Genomic DNA, 24,788 nt, shown 5'->3' on the forward strand with positions numbered 1-24,788 from the left:
GGAAGGGCTGGCACGGCGGCTGCTAAAGGGTAGAGACAGAGCACGTCGAAGCGAGGCTGAAGAGGTTCCCCCCCACCGCTTCAGCACCTTCCGGTGAGCTTCTTAGAAGACCTGCGGCCCGGTTCCCTTCCTGAGGGTGCCGGGCCGCCTTCTTTTTATACGCTCCAGGATTCGCGCCCGGGTGCTCGGCGCGGAGGAGGGGCCTTCCGACATGCGCGATGCGAACGGTGAAGCGCCGGGGCTGCGGCCGGGGCGGGTGGAGGACCACGCCGACTTCGTCCGGCTCTTCGGGGAACTGGGGGTGGAGGAGTCACCGCCGCCGTTGGACGTCTGGGTATCGGACCTCGTGAAGCGAGCCTTCTTCCTGGACGGGGCGAAGGGGGTGGCCGCGTACGCCCTCGTCGATGTCCTGGGGGAGACCGGCTACGTGGTGAACCTGGTGGTGGCGCCGGAGCAGCGGGGGAAGGGGTTGGGGCGGAAGGTGATGCGGGAGCTCGCGGCCTGGTTCCGGGCGAGGGGTTGCCGCGAGTGGATGCTGTACGTGAAGCCGGACAACGAGCCGGCGCTGGCGCTGTACGGCTCGGTGGGGATGAAGGCGGGGTGGCTGGAGACCACGTGGCGCCTGTCGAGGGAGCAGCTGGAGGCCCTTCCATTGGCGCCCGAGGCGCTCGAGGTGTTGCCAATGGTCGAGCCGGACTTCGCCCCGCTCACCCAGGCCTTCGGGCTGGTGCCGGGCAAGCTGGCCCGCTTCGCCACGCTGAGCACGCACCGGTTGCGGCGCCTGATGGACCCGGAGCACCCGGAGGTGGCCGGGCTGGGGCTGATGGATGTGAGGCCCCAGGCGCGCGTGCTGGTGCCCTTCTACTCGGCGACTCCGGCGCACGCGCGAGCGCTCCTGGAAGCGGCCTTCCTCGAGCTCGGGAGCGCGGAGGAACTGCGCATGGTGACGGGGGACGTGGAGCTCGGGTCCCTGCTGCGGGAGGCGGGCGCGCGGGCCGTGCTGCGGACGCTGATGATGCGGGGGCCGTTGCCGGACCCGCAATGAAAACGCCCGGGCGGAAGCCGCCCGGGCGTGGGTGAATAAGGACAAGCGGAGGCTCAGCGGGTGAACAGCGTCCCGGCCTGGGCGATCCACTCGGTGAGGGGGCCGGGCAGGATGCCGAGCAGCACCACGGCGACGGTGGAGACCACCAGGGCCAGCTCGGTCATCCAGCTGCGCTCGAGGGTGTGAGCGCCCTCGGGAACGGGCCGCATGTACATGTAGACGACCACGCGCAGGTAGTAATAGGCGCCGGCCGCGCTGGAGAGCACCGCGATGATGGTGAGGCCGACGAGGCCCGCGTCCACGGCGGCGCGGAAGAGGATGAGCTTTCCGATGAAGCCGATGGTGGGCGGGATGCCGGCGAGCGACAGCATGAAGGCCGCCATGGCGAAGGCCCAACCCGGGCGGCGCTGAGCGAGGCCGCTGAAGCGCTCCAGGTCCCAGGCGGTGCCCTTCTCCTCGTCCTCGCGGCGCTCCAGCAGGGAGACGACGCCGAAGGCGCCCACCGCGGTGAAGGTGTAGGCGAGCAGGTAGTAGAGGATGCCGCGCAGGGCGTCGACGCGGGCCACGTCCTCGGGGCTGGCGCCGATGAGGGCGGTGGGGCCGAGCAGCTTGAACTCCTGGCCCGGGGCGGAGACGAAGAGGGCCGCCACGCCCAGCAGCAGGTAGCCGGCGTGGGCGATGGAGGAGTAGGCCAGCATGCGCTTCACGTTGCGCTGCGGGATGGCCAGCAGGTTGCCCGCCACCATGGTGAGCAGCGCCAGGGTGGAGAAGATGGCGAAGGGCAGCTGCGCGTCGATGCCGCTGCCCACGCTGATGAAGACGCGGACCAGGGCCACGAAGGCGGCGGCCTTCACGCCGGCGCTCATGAGCGCGGTGACGGGGGTGGGAGCGCCCTCGTACACGTCCGGCGTCCACATGTGGAAGGGAACCGCGGCCACCTTGAAGGAGAAGCCGGCGGCCACGAGCACCGCGCCCGCGTAGACGAGCGCCCCGTTGTTGTTGGCCATGGCCGCGCGCAGCGGCCCCGACATGTCCGACAGCAGGGTGGTGCCGGTGGCGCCGTAGAGCAGCGCCGAGCCGTAGAGCAGCACCGCCGAGGAGAAGGCGCCGAGGATGAAGTACTTGAAGCCCGCCTCGCTGGGCCGCGTGCCGCGCCGCAGGTACGACGTCAGCGCGTAGGTGGCGATGGAGAGCACCTCGACGTTGACGAAGAGGGTGATGAGCTCGTTGGACAGGCCCAGCAGGCTCATGCCCGCGCCCGCGAAGAGCATGAGGGCGTAGAACTCACCGCGCTCGGCGCCGCGCTTGCGCAGGAATCCGGCCGCGGTGAGCGAGGCCAGCGCCAGCGACACGCAGACGGTGAACGTCAGGAAGCTGGAGAAGGGGTCCATCGCCCCGAAGCCGAGGAACACCGCGCGGGCCGGCTCGGTGAGCAGCGTCAGCGACACGGCGCCGGCGATGACGGACGTGGCGGTGGAGAGCACCGCCTGGTAGCCGCGCGACGAGTGGGCGGAGAGGAACACCTCCGACAGGAGCAGGATGCACGCTCCCACCACCAGGATGATGGCGGGCAGCAGCGGAAGGAAGTCTGCCGACGTCAGGTTGGGCAGGTTCATGGTGGAGACTCTCGACTAGCGCCGATCGGCGAGCGGGCCCGGCGTCGGGGCGTTGGGAGCAGCGGCCAGACCGGCCGGGGGCAGGCCCATCACCGAGATCTGCACGTCGCTCGGGCGCACCTGGCTGCCGGGGATGCCCAGCTCGGCGCGCTGGAGGAAGCGCTCGGTGGAGGGATTGATGCGGTCCAGGAAGGGCTGCGGCATCAGGCCCATCACCAGCACCAGCACCAGGAAGGGGGCCACGGTGGCGAACTCGCGCAGGTTCAGGTCCGTGAGGCCCTGGTTCTCGCGGTGGGTGAGCGGGCCGAAGAACACCTTCTGCACCATCCACAGCATGTACGCCGCGCCGAGGATGACGCCCAGGGTGGCGAAGGCGCCGAAGCCCAGGCCCAGGCTGCTCTTGAAGGTGCCCAGCAGCACGAGGAACTCGCCCACGAAGCCGTTGGTGCCCGGCACCGCCACGGACGAGAAGGTGATGATGAGGAAGGACGCCGTGTACACCGGCACCACCTTGGCGATGCCGCCGTAGTCGGACATCAGTCGGGTGTGGCGCCGCTCGTACAGGAAGCCGAACAGGAGGAACAGCGCGCCCGTGGACACGCCGTGGTTGAGCATCTGGTAGGCGCTCCCGGTGGCGCCCTCGGCCGTGAGGGCCAGGATGCCCAGCATGCAGTAGCCCAGGTGGCTCACGGACGAGTAGGCGATGAGCTTCTTGATGTCCCGTTGCGCCAGGCACATGAGCGCGCCGTAGACGATGCCAATCACCGCCAGCGTGGCCAGCAGGGGCCGGGCCTGGTGTGCGGCGGACGGGAAGAACGGGATGGCGAAGCGCCAGAAGCCGAACGTGCCCATCTTCAGCATGACGCCGGCCAGGATCATCGAGCCGGCCACGGGCGCCTGCACGTGGGCGTCGGGCAACCAGGTGTGCACCGGCCACATGGGAACCTTGATGGCGAACGCGATGGCGAAGGCGGCGAACAGCCACGGGCCCCAGCGGTACAGGATGCCGGCCATGCCCGGGAGCGTCGAGCAGTCGCCACCGGTACCCGTGCACGCGGCGATCTGCGAGTGGGCCGTCGACAGGTTGTTGAAGATGGTGGCGTAGTCGAAGGAGCGGTTCCCCGGGGTGCTGCTGATGAAGTAGATGGCGACGATGGCCACCAGCATGAGCAGCGAGCCGGCCAGGGTGTAGAGGAAGAACTTCACCGCGGCCATCTGGCGATCCTCGGCGCCCCACACGCCCACCAGCAGGTACATGGGGATGAGCATCGCTTCCCAGAAGATGTAGAAGAGCAGCACGTCCAGCGACACCAGCGCGCCGAGCATCACCGTCTGCAGCACCAGCAGCGCGAGGTGGAACTCCTTCACGCGCTCGGTGATGTACGTCTGCGAGGCCATGACGACCAGGGGCCCCAGGAAGACGGTGAGCAGCAGCAGGCTGATGGCCAGGCCGTCCGCGCCGATGTGGTAGCTGACGCCGAGCTGCTCGAGCCACCGGGTGCGGTACTCGAGCTGGAACTCGGCGCCGGACGGGTCGAAGCGCAGGTAGGCCCAGACGCCGAACACCGCGTCCACCATCATGCCGATGAACGTGATGGTGCGAATCTGCCCGCGCTCGGCGCCCGGCAGCATCCAGACGAGCGCCGCGAAGAGCAGCGGCAGGTAGACGACGAGGTTGAGCAGATGGGTATCGAAGAAGCTCATTTCATCACCAGGATGAGCGCGTACACCGCGCCGCCGAGCAGGGCCAGGGCCATCACCGCGGCATAGGCCTGTGCGTCTCCCGTCTGCACGTAACGGAGGGCGCTACCCAGGCGGGCCGTGACCCACGCGGTACCGCGCACCGCCACCGTGTCGATGAGGAGGGTGTCCACCAGCTTGTAGAGGATGGCGCTCACGTTCTTCACCGGCCGGATGACCAGGAACTCGTAGGCCTCATCCACATAGAACTTGTTCTGCGTGAAGCGCCGCACCGAGCGGGCGAAGGCCGGAGCCGGCTGGCCCGCCCGCGAGGGGAAGAACTTCAGGTACATGAAGCCGGCAGCCGCGCCGCCCGCCAGCGCCACCAGCCACGCCTTGAGGTAGTCGATGATGCTCGGGACGCTGTGGTCCAGCTTCACCTCACCGCCGCGGGCGGCGATGCGCTCGGCGCTGGAGAACACGGGGCCGAGGAAGTTCTCCATCACCGGCTGCATGACGCCACCCCGGCCCGGCATCAGCGGCAGCGCCTGGAAGAGCGCGACGACGCTGAGGATCGCCAGAACCCAGAGCGGCGTGGTCATCCGCCAGTCGCTCTCGTGCGCGTGGGGAATCTTCGCCTCCGGCGAGCGCTTGCCCTCGAAGGTGAGCAGGTACACGCGCGACATGTAGAAGGCGGTGCTCGCGGCGATGAGCAGGCCCATGTAGTAGATGACGCTCGAGGCCCACTCGTACCCGTGCAGGTGGTTGTGGTGGATGCCGTGGTAGATGGCGTCCTTGGAGAAGAAGCCGGAGAGCGGGACGATGCCGGTGATGGCCAGCGTGGCCACCAGGAAGGTGAACCACGTCTGCTTCATCTCGTGGCGCACGCCGCCCAGCTTCTTGATGTCCGTCTCGTCCGCGTTGCCGTGCATGACGCTGCCGGCGCCCAGGAAGAGGCAGGCCTTGAAGAAGGCGTGGGTGACCAGGTGCAGCACGGCCGCCCAGAAGATGCCCATGCCCACGCCCATGAACATGATGCCCAGCTGGGACACGGTGGAGTAGGCGAGCACCTTCTTGATGTCGTCCTGCGCGAAGGCGATGAGCGCGGCCAGCAGCGAGGTGATGGTGCCGATGATGGCCACCGTCACCATGGCGGTGGGGCTGAGCACCAGCAGGTAGCTCATGCGGCTGAAGAGGTAGACGCCCGCGGTCACCATCGTCGCCGCGTGGATGAGGGCGGAGACGGGCGTGGGGCCGGCCATGGCGTCCGGCAGCCAGACGTACAGCGGGAACTGGGCGCTCTTGCCCGCCGCGCCGAGCAGGAACAGCAGCAGGGCCACCGTGAGCACGCCGCCGAAGGTGCGGCCCTCGAGCGGGCCCTCGGAGATGGGCGTCTGCAGGTTGACACCACCCTGGGCCTTCTCCGGCGTCACGTGCAGCGCGTTGGCCATGGTCTCCAGACCCTGGAAGGCCACGGGGCCCTTCATCTGCAGGCCCTCGCGGTAGCGCACCTGCGCCGCCTCCGGGTTGCCACCCACCATGCTGAAGTTGGCGGCGGTCGCCTGGGTGTTGAAGGCGCTGACCAGCAGGACGATGAGGAAGGTGGCGATCAGGAACGCGAAGTCACCGATGCGGTTGGTGACGAAGGCCTTGCGGCCCGCCCACGCCTTGGCCGTGTCCGAGTACCAGAAGCCGATGAGCAGGTAGCTGGCCATACCGACGCCCTCCCAGCCCACGAAGAGCAGGACGAGGTTGTCGGCCAGCACCAGCGTCAGCATCGCCGCGACGAACAGGTTGAGGTACGCGAAGTACCTCCAGTACCCATCGTCGTGGGACATGTAGCTGGTGGAGTACAGGTGGATGAGGAAGCCCACGCCGGTGATGACCAGCAGGAGCGTCCCCGACAGGTGGTCCACCATCAGGCCGAAGTTCACCCGGAAGGTGCCGGCCGAGAACCACGTGCCGAAGTCATACCCGAAGGCGTAGCGGATGGTGCCCGAGGAGAAGGCGTTCTCCATCGTCACCGCCTGTGCGGCCTCCAGCGGGCTCACCGACAGGAAGGCCGAGAGCGACAGCAGGAAGGAACCCGCCACCGCGGCGCAGGCCACCAGGTACACGTTGGCGCGGCCGAGCATCCGGCCAAACACGCCGCAGAGGAACGCGCCCAACAGGGGCAGGGCGATGATCAGCCACAGGGCTGAGGGATCCAGCCGCAACTGAAGGAGGAATTGCTTGAGATCCATGGGCGGAGAGCTCGCTTGGCGGAATGAGGTGCCGGGACGTCAGTGTTTCATCGTCCGGATTTCTTCGATGCTGACGGTGCCCCGGCTGCGGAACACGGCGATGACGATGGCCAGACCGATGGAGGCCTCGGCCGCCGCGACCGCGATCACGAAGAACGCGGAGACGTGCCCCGTCAGGTGGCCGTTCTGCTTGGCGAAGGCGAGGAACGTCAGGTTCGCCGCGTTGAGCATGAGCTCCACGCACATGAACACCACCAGGGCGTTGCGGCGGATCAGCACGCCGAACATGCCGAGGCAGAACAGGGCGGCGGCGAGGATGAGGTAGTAGGAGATCGGGACCATGGCCGTGTGAAGGGCGAGCGCCGCCCGCCTTCTAGCAGAGGGTTGAAGAGGACGGGCTCAAATCCGCGACTTGGCCACCACGACCGCGCCCACCATGGCCACCAGCAGCAGGAGGCTGACGGCCTCGAAGGGCAGCAGCCACTGGGTGTAGATGACCTGGCCAATCGCCGGCAGCGTGCCGAAACCGCTCGCGACGGCCTGCGCGCCGGTGAACGTCGTCGTGGGCGCCGGAATCCGCCAGATGACCATCACCAGCACCACCAGCAGTCCCGCCGCCGCGGCCCCGCCCAGGATGCGCGAGAGCGTCAGCCGTGGCCCGGCCGAGGTCTCCTCGCCCAGGTTGAGCAGCATGATGACGAAGAGGAAGAGCACCATGATGGCGCCCGCGTAGACCAGCACCTGCAGCACCGCCACGGTGTGGGCCCACAAGAGCACGTAGATGCCGGCCAGGAAGAAGAACGTGGCCACCAGCGACATCGCCGAGCTGATGGCGCTCTTGGCGAAGATGACCAGCCCGGCGGACAGCAGCGTCAGGAGCGCGAAGGCTCCGAAGAGAACCAGCTCGATGTTCACGACCAGTCTCCGAACGCGCCCCAGGGCTTGTCGCCGAACGGGCAGCGGTGCTCGCGGATGTGCGCCTCGAACTCGTCACGGAAGCGCATGAGGAAGGAATGGGTCGGCAGCGCCGCGGCATCGCCCAGCGCGCAGATGGTGTTGCCCAGGCCGATCGGCGGGTAGGGCGCGATGGAGGACGCCACGTTGGAGAGGATCTCCACGTCGCCCGGCTCGCCCCGGCCCTCTTCGATCTTCCGCAGCAGGCGGGTCTGCCAGGGCGTGCCCTCGCGGCACGGGGTGCACTGGCCGCAGGACTCCTCGGCGTAGAAGCGCGCCACGCGCCACAGGCTGCGCACCATGCAGGTGGTGTCGTCCATGACGATCACTCCACCGGAGCCCGCCATGGTCTGCTTCACCTTGACGGCCTCGAACTCCATGGCCACGTCCAGCTCGTCCGGGCTGAGGATGGGCGCCGAGGAGCCACCGGGAATCACCGCCTTCACCTTGCGCCCCGCGGGCAGGCCGCGGCCGTACTTGTCGTCGAAGATGAGCTGGTTGAAGGTGGCCTCGAGCGGCACCTCGTACACGCCCGGGCGGTTCACCGTGCCGGAGAGGCACACCAGGCGGGTGCCGCCCGACTTGTCGGTGCCCAGGCCGGCGTACCAGCCCGGGCCGCGGGTGAAGACGTGGGGCACGCTGGCGAGCGTCTCCACGTTGTTCACCACCGTGGGGCAGCCGAACAGGCCCACCACCGCGGGGAACGGCGGCTTGAGCCGGGGCCAGCCCTTCTTGCCCTCGAGGCTCTCCAGCAAGGCCGTCTCCTCGCCGCAGATGTAGGCGCCCGCGCCGCGCACCACGTAGCAGTCGAGCTGGAAGTCCTTGCCCAGCACCTTCTTGCCGAAGATGCCGGCGGCGTACGCCTCGCGGATGGCCGCGTTGGTGCGCTCCGCCTGGAACTTGAACTCACCGCGCAGGTACACGTAGCAGGTGTGCACGCCCAGCGCGTAGGACGCGATGGCGATGCCCTCCAGCATCATGTGCGGATCATGCTCGAGGATGTAGCGGTCCTTGAAGGTGCCCGGCTCGGACTCGTCACCGTTGACGGCCAGGTACTTGGGCTTGGGGCTGTCCTTGGGGACGAAGCTCCACTTGAGGCCCGTGGGGAAGCCGGCGCCGCCGCGGCCGCGGAGGTTCGACTTCTTCACCTCGTCGATGATCTGCGCCGGCGCCATCTCCAGGGCCTTCTCCAGACCCTTGTAGCCGCCGCGCTTCTTGTACTCATCGAGCTTCCAGGAGTTGGGCTTCCCCCAGGCCGCCGAGATGAGCGGTTCGAATGCCGTTGTCGCCATGGAATCAGGTTCCTTGATGGAGGAGGTCAGGAGAGCTTGTCGAAGATCGCGTCGACCTTGGCCTTCGTGAGGCTCTCGTGGTGGTCCTCGTTGATTTGCAGGCACGGGGCCGTGCCGCACGAGGCGAGGCACTCGGTTTCGCGCAGGGTGAAGCGCTCGTTGGCCTCCCCGGCCTTCAGCCCGAGCTTCTGCTCCAGGTACGCGAGCATCTTCTCCGCGCCCCACAGGGCACAGGAGAGGTTGGTGCAGACGTCCACCACGTACTTGCCGGGCTTCTTGAGGTGGTACATCACGTAGAAGCTGGCGACCTCGTAGGCGCGCTCGGGCGTGACGCCCAGCCGGCTGGCGACCAGCTTGAGTCCCTCGGGGGGCAGCCAGCCTTTCAGCTCCTGAAGGAGCCGCAGCGCGGGAAGCATCGCTGCGCTCTTACGATCGGCCGGGTAGTGCGAGAGGATCTCCGCGATCTCCGCATCGAACTTCTTCTGCTCTTCGGGGGTGAACAGGGGCTCCGCCATGGCGGGCGCTTCGTAAGTCTCGAAAGGCTTCGTTGTCAACATAAACCCACGGCGCTACACTCAGGCCCATCAGCGAAATGCCGAGCGATTTCAAGCCCTTGTTATGAACCGGGGATCAGACGACAAGCGCGACGAGCCCCGGGTGCCCCTGGTGTTGAGGGTGCAGTTCCCGAATCAGGAGCGGATGGTGGCGGTCACGGAGAACCTCTCCAAGGGGGGGATCTTCGTGCAGACCGACCGCACCTTCACGCCCGGGCAGGAGCTGGGACTGGCACTTTCTTTCCCGGGGCTCATGAATCCGGTACAAGTCGTGGGGACGGTGGCCTGGGTCCGGCCAGCATCCGAGGATGCTCCAGGTGGTGTCGGGATCCGGGTGGTGCGCGATCAGGACCGGCAGCGATTGGGTGAACTCTTGAGCTCGGCAGGACAGACCCGCGCGTCGGACCGGACGGCCCTCCCCGCCGAGGGCTACCGTGTGCTCATCGTCGAGGACAACCCGCACATCGTCGAGATGTACAGCTACGTGCTCAAGAAGCTGGCGAGCGGGGAGCTGGCGGGCAAGGTGCCGCTGGAGGTCCACTTCTCGCCGGACGGGCACCACGCGCTGCAGGCCCTGCGCTCCAGCCAGTTCAGCCTGGTGATGACGGACCTGTACATGCCGGTGATGGATGGGTTCGCGCTCATCGAGCGCATCCGCGCCGAGGAGCCGCTCAAGTCCATTCCCGTGGTGGCCATCTCCGCGGGAGGCCCGGAGGCTCGCGAGCGCGCCATGCAACTGGGCGTGGACATCTACCTGCGCAAGCCGGTGCGTTTCCAGGAAGTGCTGGAGACGGTGAAGCAGCTGCTTCACATTCCGTGACGGCGGGCCCTGACGGGCGAGCAGGGAGGCTGATTTGAGGCAGGACGCCGGGACGCGTAGAGTCCCGCCCACATGCCCAAGCCCTCCATCCACCGCGATACCGTCTGCGGCGAGGCGCTGTTCATCCTCCAGAGCCTGAGGGAGAACGGCCGTCTGGGACGCTCCAACAAGCTGGCCGATGTGAAGGCCGCGCTCGAGCCGTCCGTCTCGCTGGAGTTCGACAGCTACTACCTCTTCCTGCGCAAGTACCTCTACATCGCCCTGGATCACCGCGAGGCGCAGCTGCGCCTGACCGACCTGGGCGAGCGGGTGGTGGATGGCGAGCTGCAGGACAAGTTCGGCATGGAGGTGGGGGAGTTCTTCGCCGAGCAGCTCGGCACGGACCCGGCCATTGCCCGCGAGGCGGACGGGGCCCATTCCTCGATGCCGCCGCCCCCGCCGGAGGGCCTCTTCGATGAGTCGGAGGTGACGAAGCCCGCGGAGCCTCCGATTCCCTCGCTGCCGAGGGCCCGCACGTCCGGGACGTTCGGCTTCGAGGTGCCGGTGGCCTCTCCCGTGCCGGTGCCGCCCCCGGTGGCCAGCGTGCGCAACGAGGCCGTGCCTCCGCCGCCCGCCGTGCCCGTGCCCCCCGTTGCTCCCATGGCGCCTCCCGCCCCCGTGGCACCTCCAGCTCCCGCCGCCGCCGCTCCCGTGAGCAAGGCCGTGGAGCTGTTGGATCAGCGCTACCAGAAGCTCGAGTCGCTCGGCACCGGGCCGCTCGGCACCGCGTACAAGGGCCGCTTCAACGCGCTCGGGCTGGACATCTGCGTCAAGGAGCTGAAGGACATCTTCGGCTACTTCTCCTTCCTGCATCGTGGCGAGGTGCTCAAGCGGCTGAAGAAGGAGCTGTGCGCGCAGGCCCAGGTGCGTCACCCGGGCGTCGTCCAGGTGCTGGATCAAAACACGGAGACGGCCCGGCCCTACTTCGTGCTCGAGCTGCTGCATGGCAGCCTCAAGGGCAAGCTGGAGGAGGGGGAGGGCAAGGGCGTGCCGGTGACGTTCGCCCTGCGCTGCTTCCTGCAGTGCGCCTATGCGCTGCGCGCCGCGCACGCCGCGGGCCTCACCCACCACAACCTCAAGCCGGAGAACGTGCTCTTCGACGTCTACGGCAACGCGAAGCTGGGCGACTTCGGCCTGGTGCGCGTGGTGGAGCAGGATGCCTCCAAGGGTCTGCCCCAGGTCTTCGTGGGCGCCGGCGGCATGGTGTACCTGGCTCCCGAGCTCATCCATCCGCAGCGCGCCAAGGACGTCGGCCCCGCCGCCGACGTCTACGGGCTGGGCATCCTCCTCTACGAGATGCTCACCGGGCAGATTCCGGGCCGCCGCTCGCCGCTGCCCTCCGAGGTCAACGCCGAGGTCCCCGCCGGCCTGGATGCCATCTTCGACAAGATGACCCAGGACCGCGTGGACCAGCGCTACCCGGACCTCGACGCCATGCTGGAGGACTTCTACAAGTCCTTCCCGGAGGCGCAGTACCTCGCCAAGGGCGACCTCATCCTGTCCTCGGAGCCGCGGTAACGCTTCTCGTGTGACGAGTGCTCGCGGCGGACGGGCCGGGCTGTCAGACTCATTTCATCATGAGCGACAGCCCGAACGCCCAGGACTCCGTGCTCATCACCGTCACCGGGAAGGACCATCCCGGCATCACCGCCCGCCTGACCGGCATCCTCGCCGGGGCGGGCGCCGCGCTGCTCGACATCGAGCAGGTGGTGGTGCAGGGGCAGCTCACCCTGTGTCTGCTGGTACGTCTGCCCGAGACGCAGGACGTGCTCAAGGAGCTGCTCTTCGTGGCCCGCGAGCTGGGCGTGTCGCTCGACTTCCAGCCGGTGGCCGCGCCGAAGACTCCGGCCGCTTTGGTTTCCAGCCGCCATGTCGTCACCGTGGTGGGCCGCTCCCTGGGCGCCCGTGAGCTGCACGCCGTGACGGAGCGTCTGGCCCGGCACGCCGCCAACATCGAGCGGGTCAACCGCCTGTCCGAGGCGGAGCTCGGCTCGGTGGAGATCCACATCGCGCTGCCGCCGGAGCGGGAGCCCGAGGAGCTCAAGCGCTCGCTGCTGGAGCTGTCCATGTCCACCAATGCCTTCGACGTGGCATTGCAGCGCGAGAGCCTCTACCGGCGCGGCAAGCGGCTGGTGGTGATGGACATGGACTCCACGCTCATCCGCATCGAGGTCATCGACGAGCTGGCGCGGGCCTACGGCGTGGGCGAGCAGGTGGTGCGCATCACCGAGCGCGCCATGCACGGGGAGATGGACTACGACGAGTCCCTGCGCCAGCGCGTGGCGCTGTTGAAGGGGTTGGATGCCAAGGTGCTGCACGGCATCGCCGCCAACCTCCCGCTCACCGAGGGCGCGGAGACGCTCATCCGCGTGCTCAAACGGCTGGGCTATCGCACCGCCATCCTCAGCGGAGGCTTCTCCGTGGCGGCCGAGGCGCTCAAGGCCCGGCTGGGCATCGACCAGGCCCACTCCAACGTGCTGGAGGAGGTGGACGGCAAGCTCACCGGCCGCACGCTGGGGCCCATCGTCAACGCGCGCCGCAAGGCCGAGCTGCTGGAGCAGATCGCCCAGGCGGAAGGCATCCTCCTCGACCAGGTCATCGCCGTGGGCGATGGCGCCAATGACCTGTTGATGCTGGAGCGCGCGGGACTGGGCATCGCCTTCCGCGCCAAGCCCAAGCTGCGCCAGGCGGCCGATACCTCCATCTCCGCCGGCGGCCTGGACACCATCCTCTACCTCCTGGGACTCACCGGCCGCGAGCTCCAGGAGGTGTTGGGATAGGACGTGTTGGGGGTAGGGCGCCTCAGGAGGGGCGCATGCGCGCCGCCAGCTCCCGCTGCTGCACCATGCCCTTCTCCAGCAGCAGCTCGAGCAGGGCGCGCAGAATCTTGGAGCTCTTCTCCTGGTTGGCCTGCACCGCCTGCAGCCGCTGCATCTCCTCGGGGGAGAACATCTCGGCCGGGGCGGGCGAGCCGCTGAGAATCTCGTCGAGCAGGTCCGCGGCGCTCCCGATGCCACCGGCGGACCGCACGGGAGCGGGCGTCATGGCGGGCCGGGCGTTCTCCTTCGCCATGTTCGGCGCGATGTCGGCGATGGCCTTCACCACCGTCTTGCCGCTCATGTCGACGACCTTGAACTCGTCCTCGTCACCGGAGGACGCGCCGCTGCTCCGGCTCTGGGCGGCGTGGGACGAGTGGGTGACGCCCGGCTCCTGGTTGCGGTAGTGGCGCAGGATGGCGTTCTGGATCTCCCGGTCACCGGCCACCACGGGGACGACGCGCGTGCGGCTGCGGGCCGCCACCTGATCGATGGTCTGTAGGTCCGTGGGGTCCGCCATGGCGAGCACGAGCGTCTTGCCGTTGTCGCGCAGGGACACGGGGAAGACGCCCTTCTGCTCGGCCAGACCCACGTCCAGCTTGGCGAGCGCCCCCATGTCCTTGGCGGTGCCCAACTGGACGCGCTGCATGCCCAGGCCCTGGGCAATGGCCTCGGTGAGGGTGTCCTCCTTGGCGATGCCCATGTCGGTGATGATGCGCGACAGGCGCCCTCCCCACTGGTCGTGCTGGGCGAGCGCGCTGCGAAGCTGCATCTCGTCGATGACGCGGGCCTTGACGAGAATCTCTCCGATACGGTTGCGAGGTGCGGCCATGACCTCCAGTCTACGGAGGAAGGAGGCCGGAGTCGCGTTCGATGCCACGTGGATTCGATACCTGCCTGGCGGAAGGGGTGGCGCTCTTCGATTCCGGGCGCTTCTTCGAGGCCCACGAGGTCTGGGAAGAGGCCTGGCAACATGAGCGCGGCCCCCGCCGGTTGCTGCTGCAGGGCCTCATCCTCGTGGCGGCGGGCTGGCTCAAGCGCGACGCGGGCAACGCCCGGGGTGCCTGGACACTCTTCTCCCGCGCCCTGGAGCGGCTCGAGGCCCTTCCCCCGGCATGTGAAGGCGTGGACGTGGGCGGCTTGCGTCCCCAGGTGGCCGGCTGGCGCGAGGGCGGCCCCTGTGACCGGCCCCTGCTCGCCCGGCTGCTCCACCACCAGGCAGGAGGCCTTTGATGCAACCCTTCGCGGACGATGCCCTGCTGCTCTGCCCCTACTGCGGTGAGGAGGTGGAGGTGACGGTGGACCCGGGTGGCCCCTCGTCGGAGACGTACGTGGAAGACTGCCCGGTGTGCTGCCGGCCGTGGGTGGTGCATGTCTCCCGTGAGGAGGAGGACGTGTCCGTCTCCCTCGGGCGCGAGGACGACTGAGCCGGCCCGAAGAGGCCCGCGGCGCGTCGCCTTGACACGTTCCGAAGCATGGTTCTCTTGAGGTTGTGAGCGACGCCGGGCCCTGAAGACAGCGGGTCCGGCGCCAACGAACAAACACCCAGTTTCAACTCAACAAGCGCGCCGCCGCTCCGTTTGGAGTGGAGCGTGAACAGGAGACGTCCATGCTGAACCGTTGGAACCCGTTCGAGATGAGCAATGGTGCTGTCGCGCTGGGCCCCCTCATGGCCAAGGAGTTCGACCAGCTCTTCCGTGAGCTGAGCGTGCGCCAGGGCAACGCGCGTGAGCTCGTGCCGCCCGCGGACATCTTCGAGACGGCCGAGGGCATCACCCTGCAGGTGGACCTGCCGGGGCATGATGCGAAGTCCATCGAGGTGAAGGTGGAGAACGACACCCTCACCCTCAAGTCCGAGCGCAAGGTGGCCGAGCGCCCGGAGAAGGACAGCGCGCGGCGTCTGGAGCGCAGCTTCGGCGTATACGCCCGCTCCTTCGTGGTGCCGCGCACCGTGGACGCGTCCCGCGTGGAGGCCCGCTACGAGAATGGCGTGCTCTCGCTGACGCTGCCGCGGCGCGAGGAGTCCCGCCCCCGCGTGGTCGAGGTGAAGGTCAACGGCTGAGGTGAAGGGGCAGTGGCGGCGGTACCGGCGGGACGGGCCTCTGGGCAGGCGCGTCCCGTCCGTTTCCAGGCGGCGCAGGACACACGGGCGGCGATGCGCACTCAACGGGGGCCTTGCAAGGGGCCCCCGGGGCACGCTTCGCCGCTCGGGCGTTGGCGCGGACTAGCGCTTGACGGCGGTGGTGGTGCCGCCGAGCGCCAGCGGCACGCGGAACAGATCGAGCACCTGCTGCACGTCCAGCGGCTTGGGCAGGCACGCCACGGCACCGGCCTGCTTGGACTGCTCCACCACCTCGGGCGAGTGGGCGGACGTCATGGTGATGAGCCGCACGCCCTCCATCTGCTTGCGGGCGCGGATGCGGCGGCACACCTCGATACCGTCGATGTCCGGCATGTTCAGGTCGATGAGCATGCCGTGCGGCTTCTGCTCGCTCACGAGCAGGAGGGCCTCGACGCCGCTGGTGGTCGTCTGCAGCTCCACCTGGTTCGCGTAGGGCTTGAAGGCACGCTTGATGGCGTCGAGCACCTGCCGCTCGTCATCCACCACCAGCAGGCGCACGGTGCTGCTACCCAACTCCTCGGGCACCGGCATCTGGTGGGTGATGAGGAAGGTGCGAAGGTCCGCCGAGCGCACGCGCCGGTGACCGCCCGGCGTCCGGAACGCCATGAGGATGCCGCGGTCGATCCACTTGCTCACCGTGGACGGGTCCACCTGGAGCAACCGGCTGATGTCGTGGGTCGTGTAGAGCTGATCCGTCATCGAACTCCCCTCACTCTGCACTGCTGGCTTCCGGCCTTCATAGGATAAGACACCTAAGCGGGAAGCGAAAATTCTTCGATTTCACAACTTGACAGCTTGTAGGGCATCAGGGTCCCTCATGTGTTGAACGGTGGCCTCCCACCGTCCCGATGCCCTCAGACACAACTCCACCAGCTCGCGCGCGGCTCCGTGACCTCCCCGGCACCGCGCCACGTAATGCACCGACTGCCGGACCTCGGCGGCGGCATCCGCCGGGCAGGCCGAGAGGCCCGCCATGCCCAATGGGCCCAGGTCGTTGACGTCATCCCCCATGTACGCGCACTCCTCGGGGGAGACCTCCAGCTGGGACAGCAGCTCCCGGAAACCCGCCGCCTTGTTCTTGCGGCCCTGGAGCACGGCGGCCAGGCCCAGCTCCCGGCCGCGCACTTCCACGATGGAGGAGGAGCGTGCGGTGAGGAGGGCGGTGCGCAACCCCGCCAGCCTCGCCATCACCAGACCGTGGCCGTCCTTGACGTCGAAGCGCTTCATCACCTCGCCGCCATCGCCGTAGAACAGGCCACCATCCGTGAGGACGCCGTCCACGTCGAAGGCGAGCAGACGCACGCGTGCCGCGCGCTCTGTCAGCTCGTCCCTGCTCGGTTTGGGCGGCAGCTCCGTCATGTCGCGTCCCTTGGACTCCCTCCCCACGACTTCGTTCACACTACTTACCGCGAATTCTTCCACTACGCAGGTTCGTGACCCAATGCGCGCCGGATGGCGAGTACCTGACGTAGCACGTCCTCGAACATCTGGGGATTGAGCGAGCAGGGACCGTCGCACAGGGCACGGTCCGGGTCTTCATGCACTTCCGTGAAAAGCGCGTCTATTCCGGCGGCCGCGGCGGAGCGGGCCAGCAGGGACACGAATTTCCGCTCCCCGCCCGTCTGGCCGTCGCCGGAGGAGGGCAGTTGCACGGAGTGGGTGGCGTCGAAGCACACGACGAGCCCGGCCTCGCGCATCTGGGCGAAGCCGCGCATGTCCACCACCAGGTTGTTGTAGCCGAAGGTGGCGCCGCGCTCGGTGACGAGCACGTTGGGGTTGCCCGTCTCCACCGCCTTGCGCGCCGAGTGGACGATGTCCTTGGGGGCCACGAACTGGCCCTTCTTCAGGTTGACGCCCTTGCCCGTGCGCGCCACCGCCTCCACCAGGTCCGTCTGGCGGCAGAGGAAGGCGGGAATCTGGATGATGTCCACCACCTCGGCGGCGGGGCCCACGTGGCTCGTCTCGTGGACGTCCGTGAGGATGGGCACGCCCACCTCGCGCTTGACGCGCTCGAGGATGCGCAGGCCCTCCTTCAGGCCGGGCCCCCGGAAGGACTTGCCACTGGTGCGGTTGGCCTTGTCGTAGGAGCACTTGAAGGCGTAGGGCACGCCCAGCCGGCTCGTCATCTCCTTGAGGAGCTTGGCGTGGCGCAGCGCCATGTCCTCGGACTCGATGCTGTCCGGGCCGGCGATGACGAAGAGCTTCTGGCCCGGGCCGACTTTGTAGCCGCAGAGCTCGATGGACGGGCTCATGCCTGCGTCCTCCCGGCGTCACGTTGCGCGAGGGCCGCGCGGATGAAGCCGGAGAAGAGCGGGTGGGGCGCGAAGGGCTTGCTCTTGAACTCCGGGTGGAACTGGCAGCCCACGAAGTAGGGGTGGTCCGGCAGTTCAATCATCTCCACGAGGTTGAGCTCGGGGTTGTGGCCGGACACGACGAGGCCCGCCTCCTGCAGCCGGCCGCGGTAGGCGTTGTTCACCTCGTAGCGGTGGCGGTGGCGCTCCTGGATGACGTCCTCCCCGTACAGCTTGTGCGCCAGCGAGCCGGGCTTCAGCGCGCAGGCGTAGCTGCCCAACCGCATGGTACCACCCTTGTCCAGCACCTTCACCTGGCTCTCCATGAGCGTCACCACCGGGTGCGGGGTGTGCTCGTTGAACTCCAAGGAGTTGGAGTCCACCAGGCCCAGGACGTTGCGGCTGAACTCCACCACGGCCATCTGCAGGCCCAGGCAGATGCCGAAGAAGGGCACCCGCTTCTCCCGGGCATAGCGCACCGCGGAAATCTTCCCCTCGGTGCCGCGCACCCCGAAGCCGCCGGGCACCAGGATGGCGTCCACGCCGGACAGCAGCGCCTCGGCGCCCTTCTCCTCCACGTCCTGCGAGTCCACGAACTGCAGGTCCACCTTCACGTCGTTGGCGATGCCGCCGTGGAGCAGCGCCTCGTTGAGGCTCTTGTAGCTCTCCTTGAGGTCCACGTACTTGCCGACGATGCCCACCTTCACCTCGCCGCGGCCCGGCGAGTACACCTTGCGGATGATGTCCTCCCAGCGGTCCAGCCGGGCGGCACGCGTCCAGATGTTGAGCGTCTCGGCCAGCCGCTCGTCGATGCCCTGGCGGTGCAGCTCCAGCGGCAGCTCGTAGATGCTCTTCACGTCCGGCGAGGTGAACACGTTGCCAGGGTCCACGTTGCAGAACATGGCGATCTTGTCCTTCATCTCGCGGGAGATTTCCCGGTCGGTGCGGCAGATGAGGAAGTCGGGCTGGATACCAATCTCCCGCAGCTTCATCACCGAGTGCTGCGTGGGCTTGGTCTTCACCTCGCCAGCCGCGCCGATGTAGGGCAGCAGCGTGAGGTGCATGTACACGGCGTTGCCGGCGCCCACGTCGTAGCGCATCTGGCGGATGGCCTCGAGGAAGGGCAGCGACTCGATGTCGCCCACGGTGCCGCCCACCTCGACGATGACCGCGTCCATGCCTTGCGCCGCCTGGCGGATGCAGGACTTGATCTCATCGGTGATGTGCGGAATCACCTGGACCGTCTTGCCCAGGTACTCGCCCCGCCGCTCCTTCTGGATGACGGCGTGGTAGATGCGCCCGGAGGTGAAGTTGTTGAGCCGGGACATCCGCGCGTTGGTGAAGCGCTCGTAGTGGCCCAGGTCCATGTCGGTCTCGCCACCGTCGTCGGTGACGAAGACTTCGCCATGTTGGAACGGGCTCATCGTGCCCGGATCGATGTTGATGTACGGGTCCAGCTTGAGCAGCGTGATGTCGAGCCCGCGGTTCTCGAGCAGGGCGCCAATGGAAGCAGAGGCGAGCCCCTTGCCCAGCGAACTCACGACCCCGCCGGTCACGAAGATGAACTTGGTCTTCTTGGAGCGCATGACCCTTCCTGCCAAGAGACCCCGGGGGCGTCAATGATTCTGTCAACGCCACCGGACGCTCGCCTGGTCCCGGAAGTCCGGCAAGCGGCGCATTTCACTCCTGGCTCTGGGTCCTCGGGCGGGATTCGGCGTAGTCGCGCGCCCTGGGCTCGAGGTCACGCTGCTCGCGCAGGGGGCAGTGGCGGCAGGACCACCCGTCCCAGCCGCGTTTCACGGCGAGATGAAGACAGGCGTCGTAGTTGAAGCAGAAGAGGTTGCGCTGGACTTCCACCGCCGTCTCGTCACGCAGGGCGGATGGCAGGGGACTCGGGCACGGTGTGATGGACAAGGTCAGGGCCTCCGGCGGATGAACGGGCCTTCCCCCCCTCGCGCGTGCAACAGGGTTGTCGCGCGCGCATTCCCGAGGATCCGGCGAAAAAGGACACAAAAAGGGACCGCCCGTCCCGCGGCTCCACGCAGGGTGGAGTTCGCGAAACGGGCGGGCCCGAACTGCTGGCGTCGACACTTCCGCCGGCTGGTGGCTTCATCAGCGCGCCAGACGAGCGGAGGTGGACGCCTTGTTCTTGCTGTCGGTCAAGGCATCACCTCCTTTCTGCGGCGGCTCATGTAATGGCGGGATTTCCCCCGCGCCACTCCGCCTGGACGATTTTCGCCTGGACGATTTTCGCGCCTGGAAACAGGGCAGGCGGGAGGACGAGCGCCCGTCAGGAGGCCATGAACTAGGCCGCCACGAACTGGCGCTCCACCAGCCGGCGGTAGAGGCCCTCCTGGCCCATGAGCGCGGCGTGGTTGCCACTCTGCACCACCTTGCCGCCCTCGAGCACCAGCACGCGGTCCGCGCCAATCACCGTGGACAGGCGGTGGGCGATGATGAGCGTGGTGCGGCCCTTCATCAGCCGGTCCAGGGCCTCCTGCACCAGGTGCTCGCTCTCCGCGTCGAGCGCGCTGGTGGCCTCGTCCAGCACCAGCAGGCGCGGGTTCTTGAGCATGGCGCGCGCGATGGCGATGCGCTGCTTCTGGCCGCCGGACAGCTGCACGCCGCGCTCACCCACCAGCGTGCGGTAGCCCTCGGGGAAGCGGGTGATGAACTCGTGGGCGTTGGCGGCGCGCGCGGCGGCCTCGATCTCCTCCTGCGTGGCGTCCATGCGGCCGTAGCGGATGTTGTCCTCGATGGAGGAGGCGAAGAGCATCGGCTCCTGGGCCACCGTGCCAATCTGCTGCCGCAGCCACTCGGGATCCAACGCGCTCAGCGGATGGCCGTCCAACTGCAGGCGCCCGCCCTGCGGGTCGTACATGCGGGCCAGCAGCCCGGCGATGGTGGACTTGCCCGCGCCCGAGGGGCCCACGATGGCCACCACCTCGCCCGGGTCCAGCTTCAGATCGATGCCCTGCAACACCGGCACGTCCGGGCGCGTGGGATAGGCGAAGCGCACCTGCTGGAACTCGACACGGCCCTGCACCGACGCCAGGCGCTCACCCCCCGAGGAGGGAATGGCGGGCTGGCGGTCGACGAGCTCGAAGACGCGCTCGGCGGCACCGACAGCGCGCATGAAGTCCGCCCACAGGTCCGTCAGGGCACCCAGCGCGAAGGCCACCATCAGCGAATAGATGAGGAAGGAGGTGAGGTTGCCCACCGTCATCTTCCCGTCCAGCACCAGCCGGCCGCCGTACCAGAGCACCACCGCCGAGGCGAGGTAGGAGGCGGCGGAGGCCGCGGCCATGAAGATGGCGGACTGACCCACCCGGCGGCGCGCGACGTCATAGGCGCGCTCGGTGGCCGTGCGGTAGCGCTCCACCTCGTGCCGCTCGGCGGCGAAGGAGCGCACGGTGCGGATGCCGGACAGGCCCTCCTCGGCCACCTCGTTGGCGGTGGCGAGCGCATCCTGTGTCTGCTTGGAGAGCCCACGCACCCTGCGGCCGTACGTCACGGCTCCCACCGCCACCGCCGGGACGATGGCCAGCATCAGCCCCGTGAGCACCGGCGAGGTGTAGAGCAGCAGCGCGATGCCACCCACCGCCTGCGCCGCGTTGCGCAGGCCCATGGAGATGTTCACGCTCACCGCGTTCTGCAGCACCGTGGTGTCCGAGGCCAGCCGGTTGGTGAGCTCTCCCGTCTTGCGCTCGTCGAAGAAGCCCACCTCCTGGCTCATGAGGCTTGCGAACAGGTCCTGCCTCAGCTGCGTCACCACGCGCTCGCCCGCCGTGGTGAAGAGGTAGAAGCGCAGCGCCATCGCCACGCCCTGGAGGATGAAGACCACGCCCATCGTCAGGGCGATGGTGTCGATCCGCGAGCGGTCTCCCGCCTTGATGGCCTGGTCGATGATGTCCCCGATGGCCTTCGGGTACACCAGCATCAGGCCGCTGGCGATGAGCAGGAAGGCGATGCCACCCATGATCCGCCGCGCCTGGGGGCGGGCGAGGCTCACGATGCGGCTCACCGTCACTCGGGAGAACTTCGGCTTCTTGGGGGCTTCGGGTTTCTGGGGGGCGTCGGACACGTGCGCAGACTAACGCGGGATTCCCCGTACCGCATGTCTCCTTGCTGGACGGGGGGGCGGGTTCAGCTCCCCCGCATCGCCGCCTCCACCCGGGCCACGTCCTCGGGCACGTCCACCGCCACCGAGCGCCCCGTCACCTTCCCGCAACGGATGCGGATGCCGTGCTCCAGCGCTCGTAGCTGCTCCAACTTCTCCGCCTGCTCCAGCGGGGTGGCGCTCAGCTCCGCCAGCCGCAGCAACGTCTCGCGCCGGTAGCCGTACAGCCCCAGGTGCCCCCAGCGCCGCACCGCCCCCGCCTCACCCGGCTCGCGGATGAAGGGCACCGTGCTCCGGCTGAAGTAGAGCGCGTCCCCGTTGAGCGCCAGCACCGCCTTCACCACGTGGGGGCTGTCCGCCTCGGCCGCCTCCAGCGGGCGCACCAGCGTGCCCATCTCCACCTCCGGGTGAACGAAGAGGCCCGCCAACACCCTCAGTGAAACCGGGTCCACCAGCGGCTCGTCGCCCTGCACGTTCACCCAGACGTCCACGTCCAGGTGCGCCCGCGCCACCTCGGCCACCCGGTCCGTCCCCGTGGCGCACTCGGGCGACGTCATCACCACCGTGCCCCCGAAGCCCCGCACCGTCTCCTGGATGCGCACATCGTCCGTGGCCACCACCACCTCGTCGAAGGCACGCGCCTCCTGGCAGCGGCGCCAGACGTGTTCGATCATCGGCCGGCCGGCGATGAGGGCCAGCGGCTTGCCAGGGAAGCGCGTGCTGGCATAGCGGGCGGGGATGACGGCGAAGGTACGGGGCGAGGACATGGTGGGGCGCTCTCTATCAGATCCACGACGCTGCAAGGCCCCCGGGGGGCGGGGGAGGGGGGGAGGGGGGTGGCCCCCCCGGGGGGCGTGCCTAGCTTCCCGCCACCATGAAGAAGGTCCTCCATATCGTCGGCGCTCGTCCCAACTTCATGAAGGTGGCCCCCATCCATCGGGCCATCTCCGAGCGCGGCGCACTCGAACAGAAACTGGTGCACACCGGGCAGCACTACGACGTGAAGATGAGTGACGTCTTCTTCACCGACCTGGGCATGCCCGCTCCGGACATCCACCTCGGCGTCGGCTCGGGCAGCCATGCGGAGCAGACCGCCAGGGTCATGCTCGAGCTGGAGAAGGTGTTCGCCAGCGAGAAGCCCGGCCTCGTCTCCGTGGTGGGCGACGTCAACAGCACCCTGGCCGCCGCGCTCGTGGCCGTGAAGATGGGCATCCCCATCGCCCACGTGGAGGCGGGTCTGCGCAGCTTCGACCCCTCCATGCCCGAGGAGATCAACCGCGTCCTCACCGACCGCATCTCCGACCTGCTGCTGACGCCCTCGGCCGACGCCGACGCCAACCTCATCCGCGAGGGTCTGGAGCCCGAGCGCATCCGGTTGGTGGGCAACGTGATGATCGACTCGCTGCTGGCGGCCCGCGAGAAGGCCCTGCGGCTGTCCACGCTCGAGGACCTGGGGCTCCACGCGCGCGGCTACGCCGTGTGCACCCTGCACCGCGCCTCCAACGTGGATGACGCCCAGGTGCTCACCGGGCTGCTCTCCGCGCTGGGCCACGTGGCCAGCCGGCTGCCCGTGGTGTTCCCCGTCCACCCGCGCACCCGCAAGCGCATCGCGGAGCTGGGCCTGGACGCCTCGCTGGCGCGCACCCCGGGCCTGCGCCTGGTGGAGCCCATGGGCTACCTGGAGTTCCTCGCGCTCACCTCCCAGGCCCGGCTCGTCTTCACCGACTCCGGCGGCCTCCAGGAGGAGACCACCGTGCTCGGCATTCCCTGCCTCACCGTGCGCGAGAACACCGAGCGCCCCATCACCGTGGACATCGGCACCAACCTCGTGGTGGGCACCGACCCGGCCCGCATCCGCCAGGCCGCGGACCGCATCCTCGATGGCCACGAGAAGAAGGGCCGCGTCCCGGACCTCTGGGATGGGCGCACCGGCGAGCGCATCGCCCGCCTGTACGAGGACTTCCTCGGGGTGGGCAGGGCGCCTCGCCATGCGACCGGCAACCGCATCGTCGTTCCCTCCTCGCCGGCGGCGGAACACCACCCCGTTTGAGCGGGGCTTCGCGCGGAGACGGCCTGGCGCAACCGGCGTAGCGGGCCGCCAGGCTCGGGTACACGGCCTCCGTGAGGTTCAGCGGCCCGAAGTCATGCGTGCGGGCACACGGCGTCTTCGCCAGGAAGGCGCCGTCGAGCCGCTGCACCGGGGGAGCGAGGCGCCGTGCTCCTCCCGTCATCCCCTGGACGTCTTCCTCCGGCCAGGCTCGCCGAAGGAAGTCCGTTCAGAGGGGAGGTTCCGGCCGCGATGGGGAGCAACTGGTCCGATTGTTGGACCCGTTGGCACGCCGCGCGGCCGGAAGGCGCCTCAGGCCGGGCCTCTTCATCATCCGGTCGATCCTCCTCGGATAGGAGGGCGGCGTCGGCGTACGCTCCACTTTCGCCGAGGGCCTCCCCTTCACCGCGCCCCCGCCCCGGCGGCCTTCGTCCTCTGGCTCCTGACCCGCGCTCCTGGCTGCCCCCATGATCGAGCCCCTCCCCTCCACCTCCACTTCCACCCCCATCCTGGTGGTCGACGACGACCCGGACATCCGCGAGGCCCTTCGAGACATCCTCGACGACGCGGGCTACAGCGTTGCCCTCGCCTTCCACGGCCAGATGGCGCTGGAGATGCTGGAGACGATGGGCCGGCCGTGCCTCGTCCTGCTGGACTGGATGATGCCCGTGATGGATGGCGCCCAGTTCCTCCACCTGCTGCGCGAGAACCCGCTCTACGACTCGGTGAAGGTCATCCTCTGCACCGCGAGCGGGCGGGACGTCCCTCCCGGTGCCCAGGGGCTCCTGCGCAAACCCTTCGAGCTCGAGGAACTGCTGGCCGTCGTGGCCGGTTCCTGCGACTGAGCCACCGGTTGTCAGCGGTCATGCTAAGCTACCCCACTCGGGAGGTAGAGTGCATGCGCGAAGCCGTGGAGGGGCGGTCGGAGGCGGAGCGGCCCTGGCGGGCGAAGTGGCCGCGGTGGGCCGAGCGGGAGTGGGAGGAGGCGGGGCCGCCCGCTCTCGGGACGGAGGTGGACGGCTACCGGCTGGAGCGGCGGCTGGGGGAGGGCGGCCAGGGCACGGTGTACCGGGCGAGCCGCGGCGGGCGGCTGTATGCCCTCAAGTTCCTCTCGCTGGACTCTCCGGACTGGGCGTGGCGGGAGCTGGA

General features: G+C 68.6%; 24 protein-coding genes and 1 pseudogene. 10 read left to right on the forward strand and 15 right to left on the reverse strand.

The genetic code is table 11. The features are described 5' to 3' along the window. Positions 1 to 211 precede the first annotated feature (211 nt). On the forward strand, positions 212 to 1,045 hold the full coding sequence (locus tag Q664_RS49565) for a GNAT family N-acetyltransferase (RefSeq protein WP_043413990.1): 834 nt from the start codon (positions 212 to 214) through the stop codon (positions 1,043 to 1,045). 53 nt (positions 1,046 to 1,098) lie between these two features. Here the strand turns inward: Q664_RS49565 and Q664_RS49570 are convergent, their stop codons facing one another. Genes Q664_RS49570 through Q664_RS49600 form a run of 7 tightly spaced genes read right to left on the reverse strand, consistent with a single transcriptional unit; the run spans position 1,099 to position 9,345 of the window. Then, a complete protein-coding gene (locus Q664_RS49570) occupies positions 1,099 to 2,661 on the reverse strand; it encodes an NADH-quinone oxidoreductase subunit N (RefSeq protein WP_043413994.1) in 1,563 nt (520 codons plus the stop codon). 15 nt (positions 2,662 to 2,676) lie between these two features. Then, positions 2,677 to 4,365: a complex I subunit 4 family protein gene (locus tag Q664_RS49575; RefSeq protein ID WP_043413997.1), complete on the reverse strand. Its 1,689-nt coding sequence runs from the start codon at positions 4,363 to 4,365 to the stop codon at positions 2,677 to 2,679. After that, on the reverse strand, positions 4,362 to 6,584 hold the full coding sequence (gene nuoL, locus Q664_RS49580; protein WP_043414000.1) for an NADH-quinone oxidoreductase subunit L: 2,223 nt from the start codon (positions 6,582 to 6,584) through the stop codon (positions 4,362 to 4,364). The genes Q664_RS49575 and nuoL overlap by 4 nt, the downstream gene beginning before the upstream one ends. Positions 6,585 to 6,623: 39 nt before the next feature. Beyond that, positions 6,624 to 6,926, reverse strand: a complete 303-nt coding sequence (nuoK, locus tag Q664_RS49585; protein WP_043414002.1) for an NADH-quinone oxidoreductase subunit NuoK — start codon at positions 6,924 to 6,926, stop codon at positions 6,624 to 6,626. A gap of 57 nt (positions 6,927 to 6,983) precedes the next feature. After that, on the reverse strand, positions 6,984 to 7,499 hold the full coding sequence (locus Q664_RS49590) for an NADH-quinone oxidoreductase subunit J (RefSeq protein WP_043414005.1): 516 nt from the start codon (positions 7,497 to 7,499) through the stop codon (positions 6,984 to 6,986). After that, a complete protein-coding gene (nuoF, locus tag Q664_RS49595; RefSeq protein WP_043414007.1) occupies positions 7,496 to 8,830 on the reverse strand; it encodes an NADH-quinone oxidoreductase subunit NuoF in 1,335 nt (444 codons plus the stop codon). The genes Q664_RS49590 and nuoF overlap by 4 nt, the downstream gene beginning before the upstream one ends. Before the next feature lie 26 nt (positions 8,831 to 8,856). Beyond that, positions 8,857 to 9,345: an NADH-quinone oxidoreductase subunit NuoE family protein gene (locus Q664_RS49600; protein ID WP_043414009.1), complete on the reverse strand. Its 489-nt coding sequence runs from the start codon at positions 9,343 to 9,345 to the stop codon at positions 8,857 to 8,859. Positions 9,346 to 9,448: 103 nt separating this feature from the next. On the opposite strand from Q664_RS49600, the gene Q664_RS49605 reads away from it, so the two are divergent. The 3 genes from Q664_RS49605 to serB all read left to right on the forward strand — a co-directional run bounded on the left by Q664_RS49605 (position 9,449) and on the right by serB (position 13,023). Continuing rightward, entirely contained in the window at positions 9,449 to 10,204 is a 756-nt protein-coding gene (locus tag Q664_RS49605) for a TIGR02266 family protein (RefSeq protein WP_043414011.1), read from the forward strand. A 72-nt stretch (positions 10,205 to 10,276) separates the two neighbouring features. After that, positions 10,277 to 11,761, forward strand: coding sequence for a serine/threonine protein kinase (locus Q664_RS49610; protein WP_043414014.1), 1,485 nt, complete (start codon positions 10,277 to 10,279; stop codon positions 11,759 to 11,761). Between the two features lie 59 nt (positions 11,762 to 11,820). Further along, positions 11,821 to 13,023 carry a phosphoserine phosphatase SerB gene (gene serB / locus Q664_RS49615; RefSeq protein WP_043414040.1) on the forward strand — a complete coding sequence of 401 codons (1,203 nt, stop codon included), beginning with the start codon at positions 11,821 to 11,823 and terminating at the stop codon, positions 13,021 to 13,023. A 22-nt stretch (positions 13,024 to 13,045) separates the two neighbouring features. Here serB and Q664_RS49620 read toward each other — a convergent pair whose 3' ends face one another. Beyond that, the gene (locus Q664_RS49620; protein ID WP_043414015.1) at positions 13,046 to 13,891 is read right to left on the reverse strand and encodes a GspE/PulE/PilB domain-containing protein; all 846 of its coding nucleotides are present in this window, start codon (positions 13,889 to 13,891) and stop codon (positions 13,046 to 13,048) included. 41 nt (positions 13,892 to 13,932) lie between these two features. Here Q664_RS49620 and Q664_RS53860 point away from each other — a divergent pair, with 41 nt between their 5' ends. From Q664_RS53860 to Q664_RS49635, 3 genes are all read left to right on the forward strand, one after another. Continuing rightward, positions 13,933 to 14,292: a DUF309 domain-containing protein gene (locus Q664_RS53860; RefSeq protein ID WP_052519690.1), complete on the forward strand. Its 360-nt coding sequence runs from the start codon at positions 13,933 to 13,935 to the stop codon at positions 14,290 to 14,292. Further along, positions 14,292 to 14,486 carry a CPXCG motif-containing cysteine-rich protein gene (locus tag Q664_RS49630; RefSeq protein WP_043414017.1) on the forward strand — a complete coding sequence of 65 codons (195 nt, stop codon included), beginning with the start codon at positions 14,292 to 14,294 and terminating at the stop codon, positions 14,484 to 14,486. The genes Q664_RS53860 and Q664_RS49630 overlap by 1 nt, the downstream gene beginning before the upstream one ends. Positions 14,487 to 14,668: 182 nt before the next feature. Then, positions 14,669 to 15,121, forward strand: coding sequence for an Hsp20/alpha crystallin family protein (locus Q664_RS49635; protein WP_043414019.1), 453 nt, complete (start codon positions 14,669 to 14,671; stop codon positions 15,119 to 15,121). 162 nt (positions 15,122 to 15,283) lie between these two features. On the opposite strand, the gene Q664_RS49640 is transcribed toward Q664_RS49635, so the two are convergent. The 7 genes from Q664_RS49640 to kdsB all read right to left on the reverse strand — a co-directional run bounded on the left by Q664_RS49640 (position 15,284) and on the right by kdsB (position 22,359). Further along, positions 15,284 to 15,880, reverse strand: a complete 597-nt coding sequence (locus tag Q664_RS49640) for a response regulator (protein WP_052519691.1) — start codon at positions 15,878 to 15,880, stop codon at positions 15,284 to 15,286. Positions 15,881 to 15,961: 81 nt separating this feature from the next. Further along, complete coding sequence (locus tag Q664_RS49645) at positions 15,962 to 16,540, reverse strand: KdsC family phosphatase (RefSeq protein WP_043414047.1); 579 nt, start codon at positions 16,538 to 16,540, stop codon at positions 15,962 to 15,964. Between the two features lie 62 nt (positions 16,541 to 16,602). Further along, complete coding sequence (gene kdsA, locus Q664_RS49650; RefSeq protein ID WP_043414023.1) at positions 16,603 to 17,433, reverse strand: 3-deoxy-8-phosphooctulonate synthase; 831 nt, start codon at positions 17,431 to 17,433, stop codon at positions 16,603 to 16,605. Beyond that, positions 17,430 to 19,058, reverse strand: coding sequence for a CTP synthase (locus tag Q664_RS49655; RefSeq protein WP_043414024.1), 1,629 nt, complete (start codon positions 19,056 to 19,058; stop codon positions 17,430 to 17,432). The genes kdsA and Q664_RS49655 overlap by 4 nt, the downstream gene beginning before the upstream one ends. Before the next feature lie 94 nt (positions 19,059 to 19,152). Continuing rightward, a complete protein-coding gene (locus Q664_RS49660) occupies positions 19,153 to 19,386 on the reverse strand; it encodes a hypothetical protein (RefSeq protein ID WP_043414027.1) in 234 nt (77 codons plus the stop codon). 391 nt (positions 19,387 to 19,777) lie between these two features. Then, positions 19,778 to 21,451: an ABC transporter ATP-binding protein gene (locus Q664_RS49665; protein WP_200883886.1), complete on the reverse strand. Its 1,674-nt coding sequence runs from the start codon at positions 21,449 to 21,451 to the stop codon at positions 19,778 to 19,780. A gap of 167 nt (positions 21,452 to 21,618) precedes the next feature. Then, positions 21,619 to 22,359: a 3-deoxy-manno-octulosonate cytidylyltransferase gene (gene kdsB, locus Q664_RS49670; RefSeq protein WP_043414031.1), complete on the reverse strand. Its 741-nt coding sequence runs from the start codon at positions 22,357 to 22,359 to the stop codon at positions 21,619 to 21,621. A gap of 107 nt (positions 22,360 to 22,466) precedes the next feature. Between kdsB and wecB the strand changes: the two genes are divergently transcribed. The 3 genes and pseudogenes from wecB to Q664_RS49685 all read left to right on the forward strand — a co-directional run. Further along, entirely contained in the window at positions 22,467 to 23,642 is a 1,176-nt protein-coding gene (gene wecB / locus Q664_RS49675) for a non-hydrolyzing UDP-N-acetylglucosamine 2-epimerase (protein ID WP_052519692.1), read from the forward strand. Positions 23,643 to 24,106: 464 nt separating this feature from the next. Continuing rightward, positions 24,107 to 24,484: a response regulator gene (locus Q664_RS49680; protein ID WP_043414034.1), complete on the forward strand. Its 378-nt coding sequence runs from the start codon at positions 24,107 to 24,109 to the stop codon at positions 24,482 to 24,484. Positions 24,485 to 24,537: 53 nt separating this feature from the next. After that, positions 24,538 to 24,788, forward strand: a pseudogene (locus tag Q664_RS49685) (hypothetical protein); the annotation flags it as partial.

The sequence above is a fragment of the Archangium violaceum Cb vi76 genome (assembly GCF_000733295.1).
GTDB classification, from domain to species: domain Bacteria; phylum Myxococcota; class Myxococcia; order Myxococcales; family Myxococcaceae; genus Archangium; species Archangium violaceum.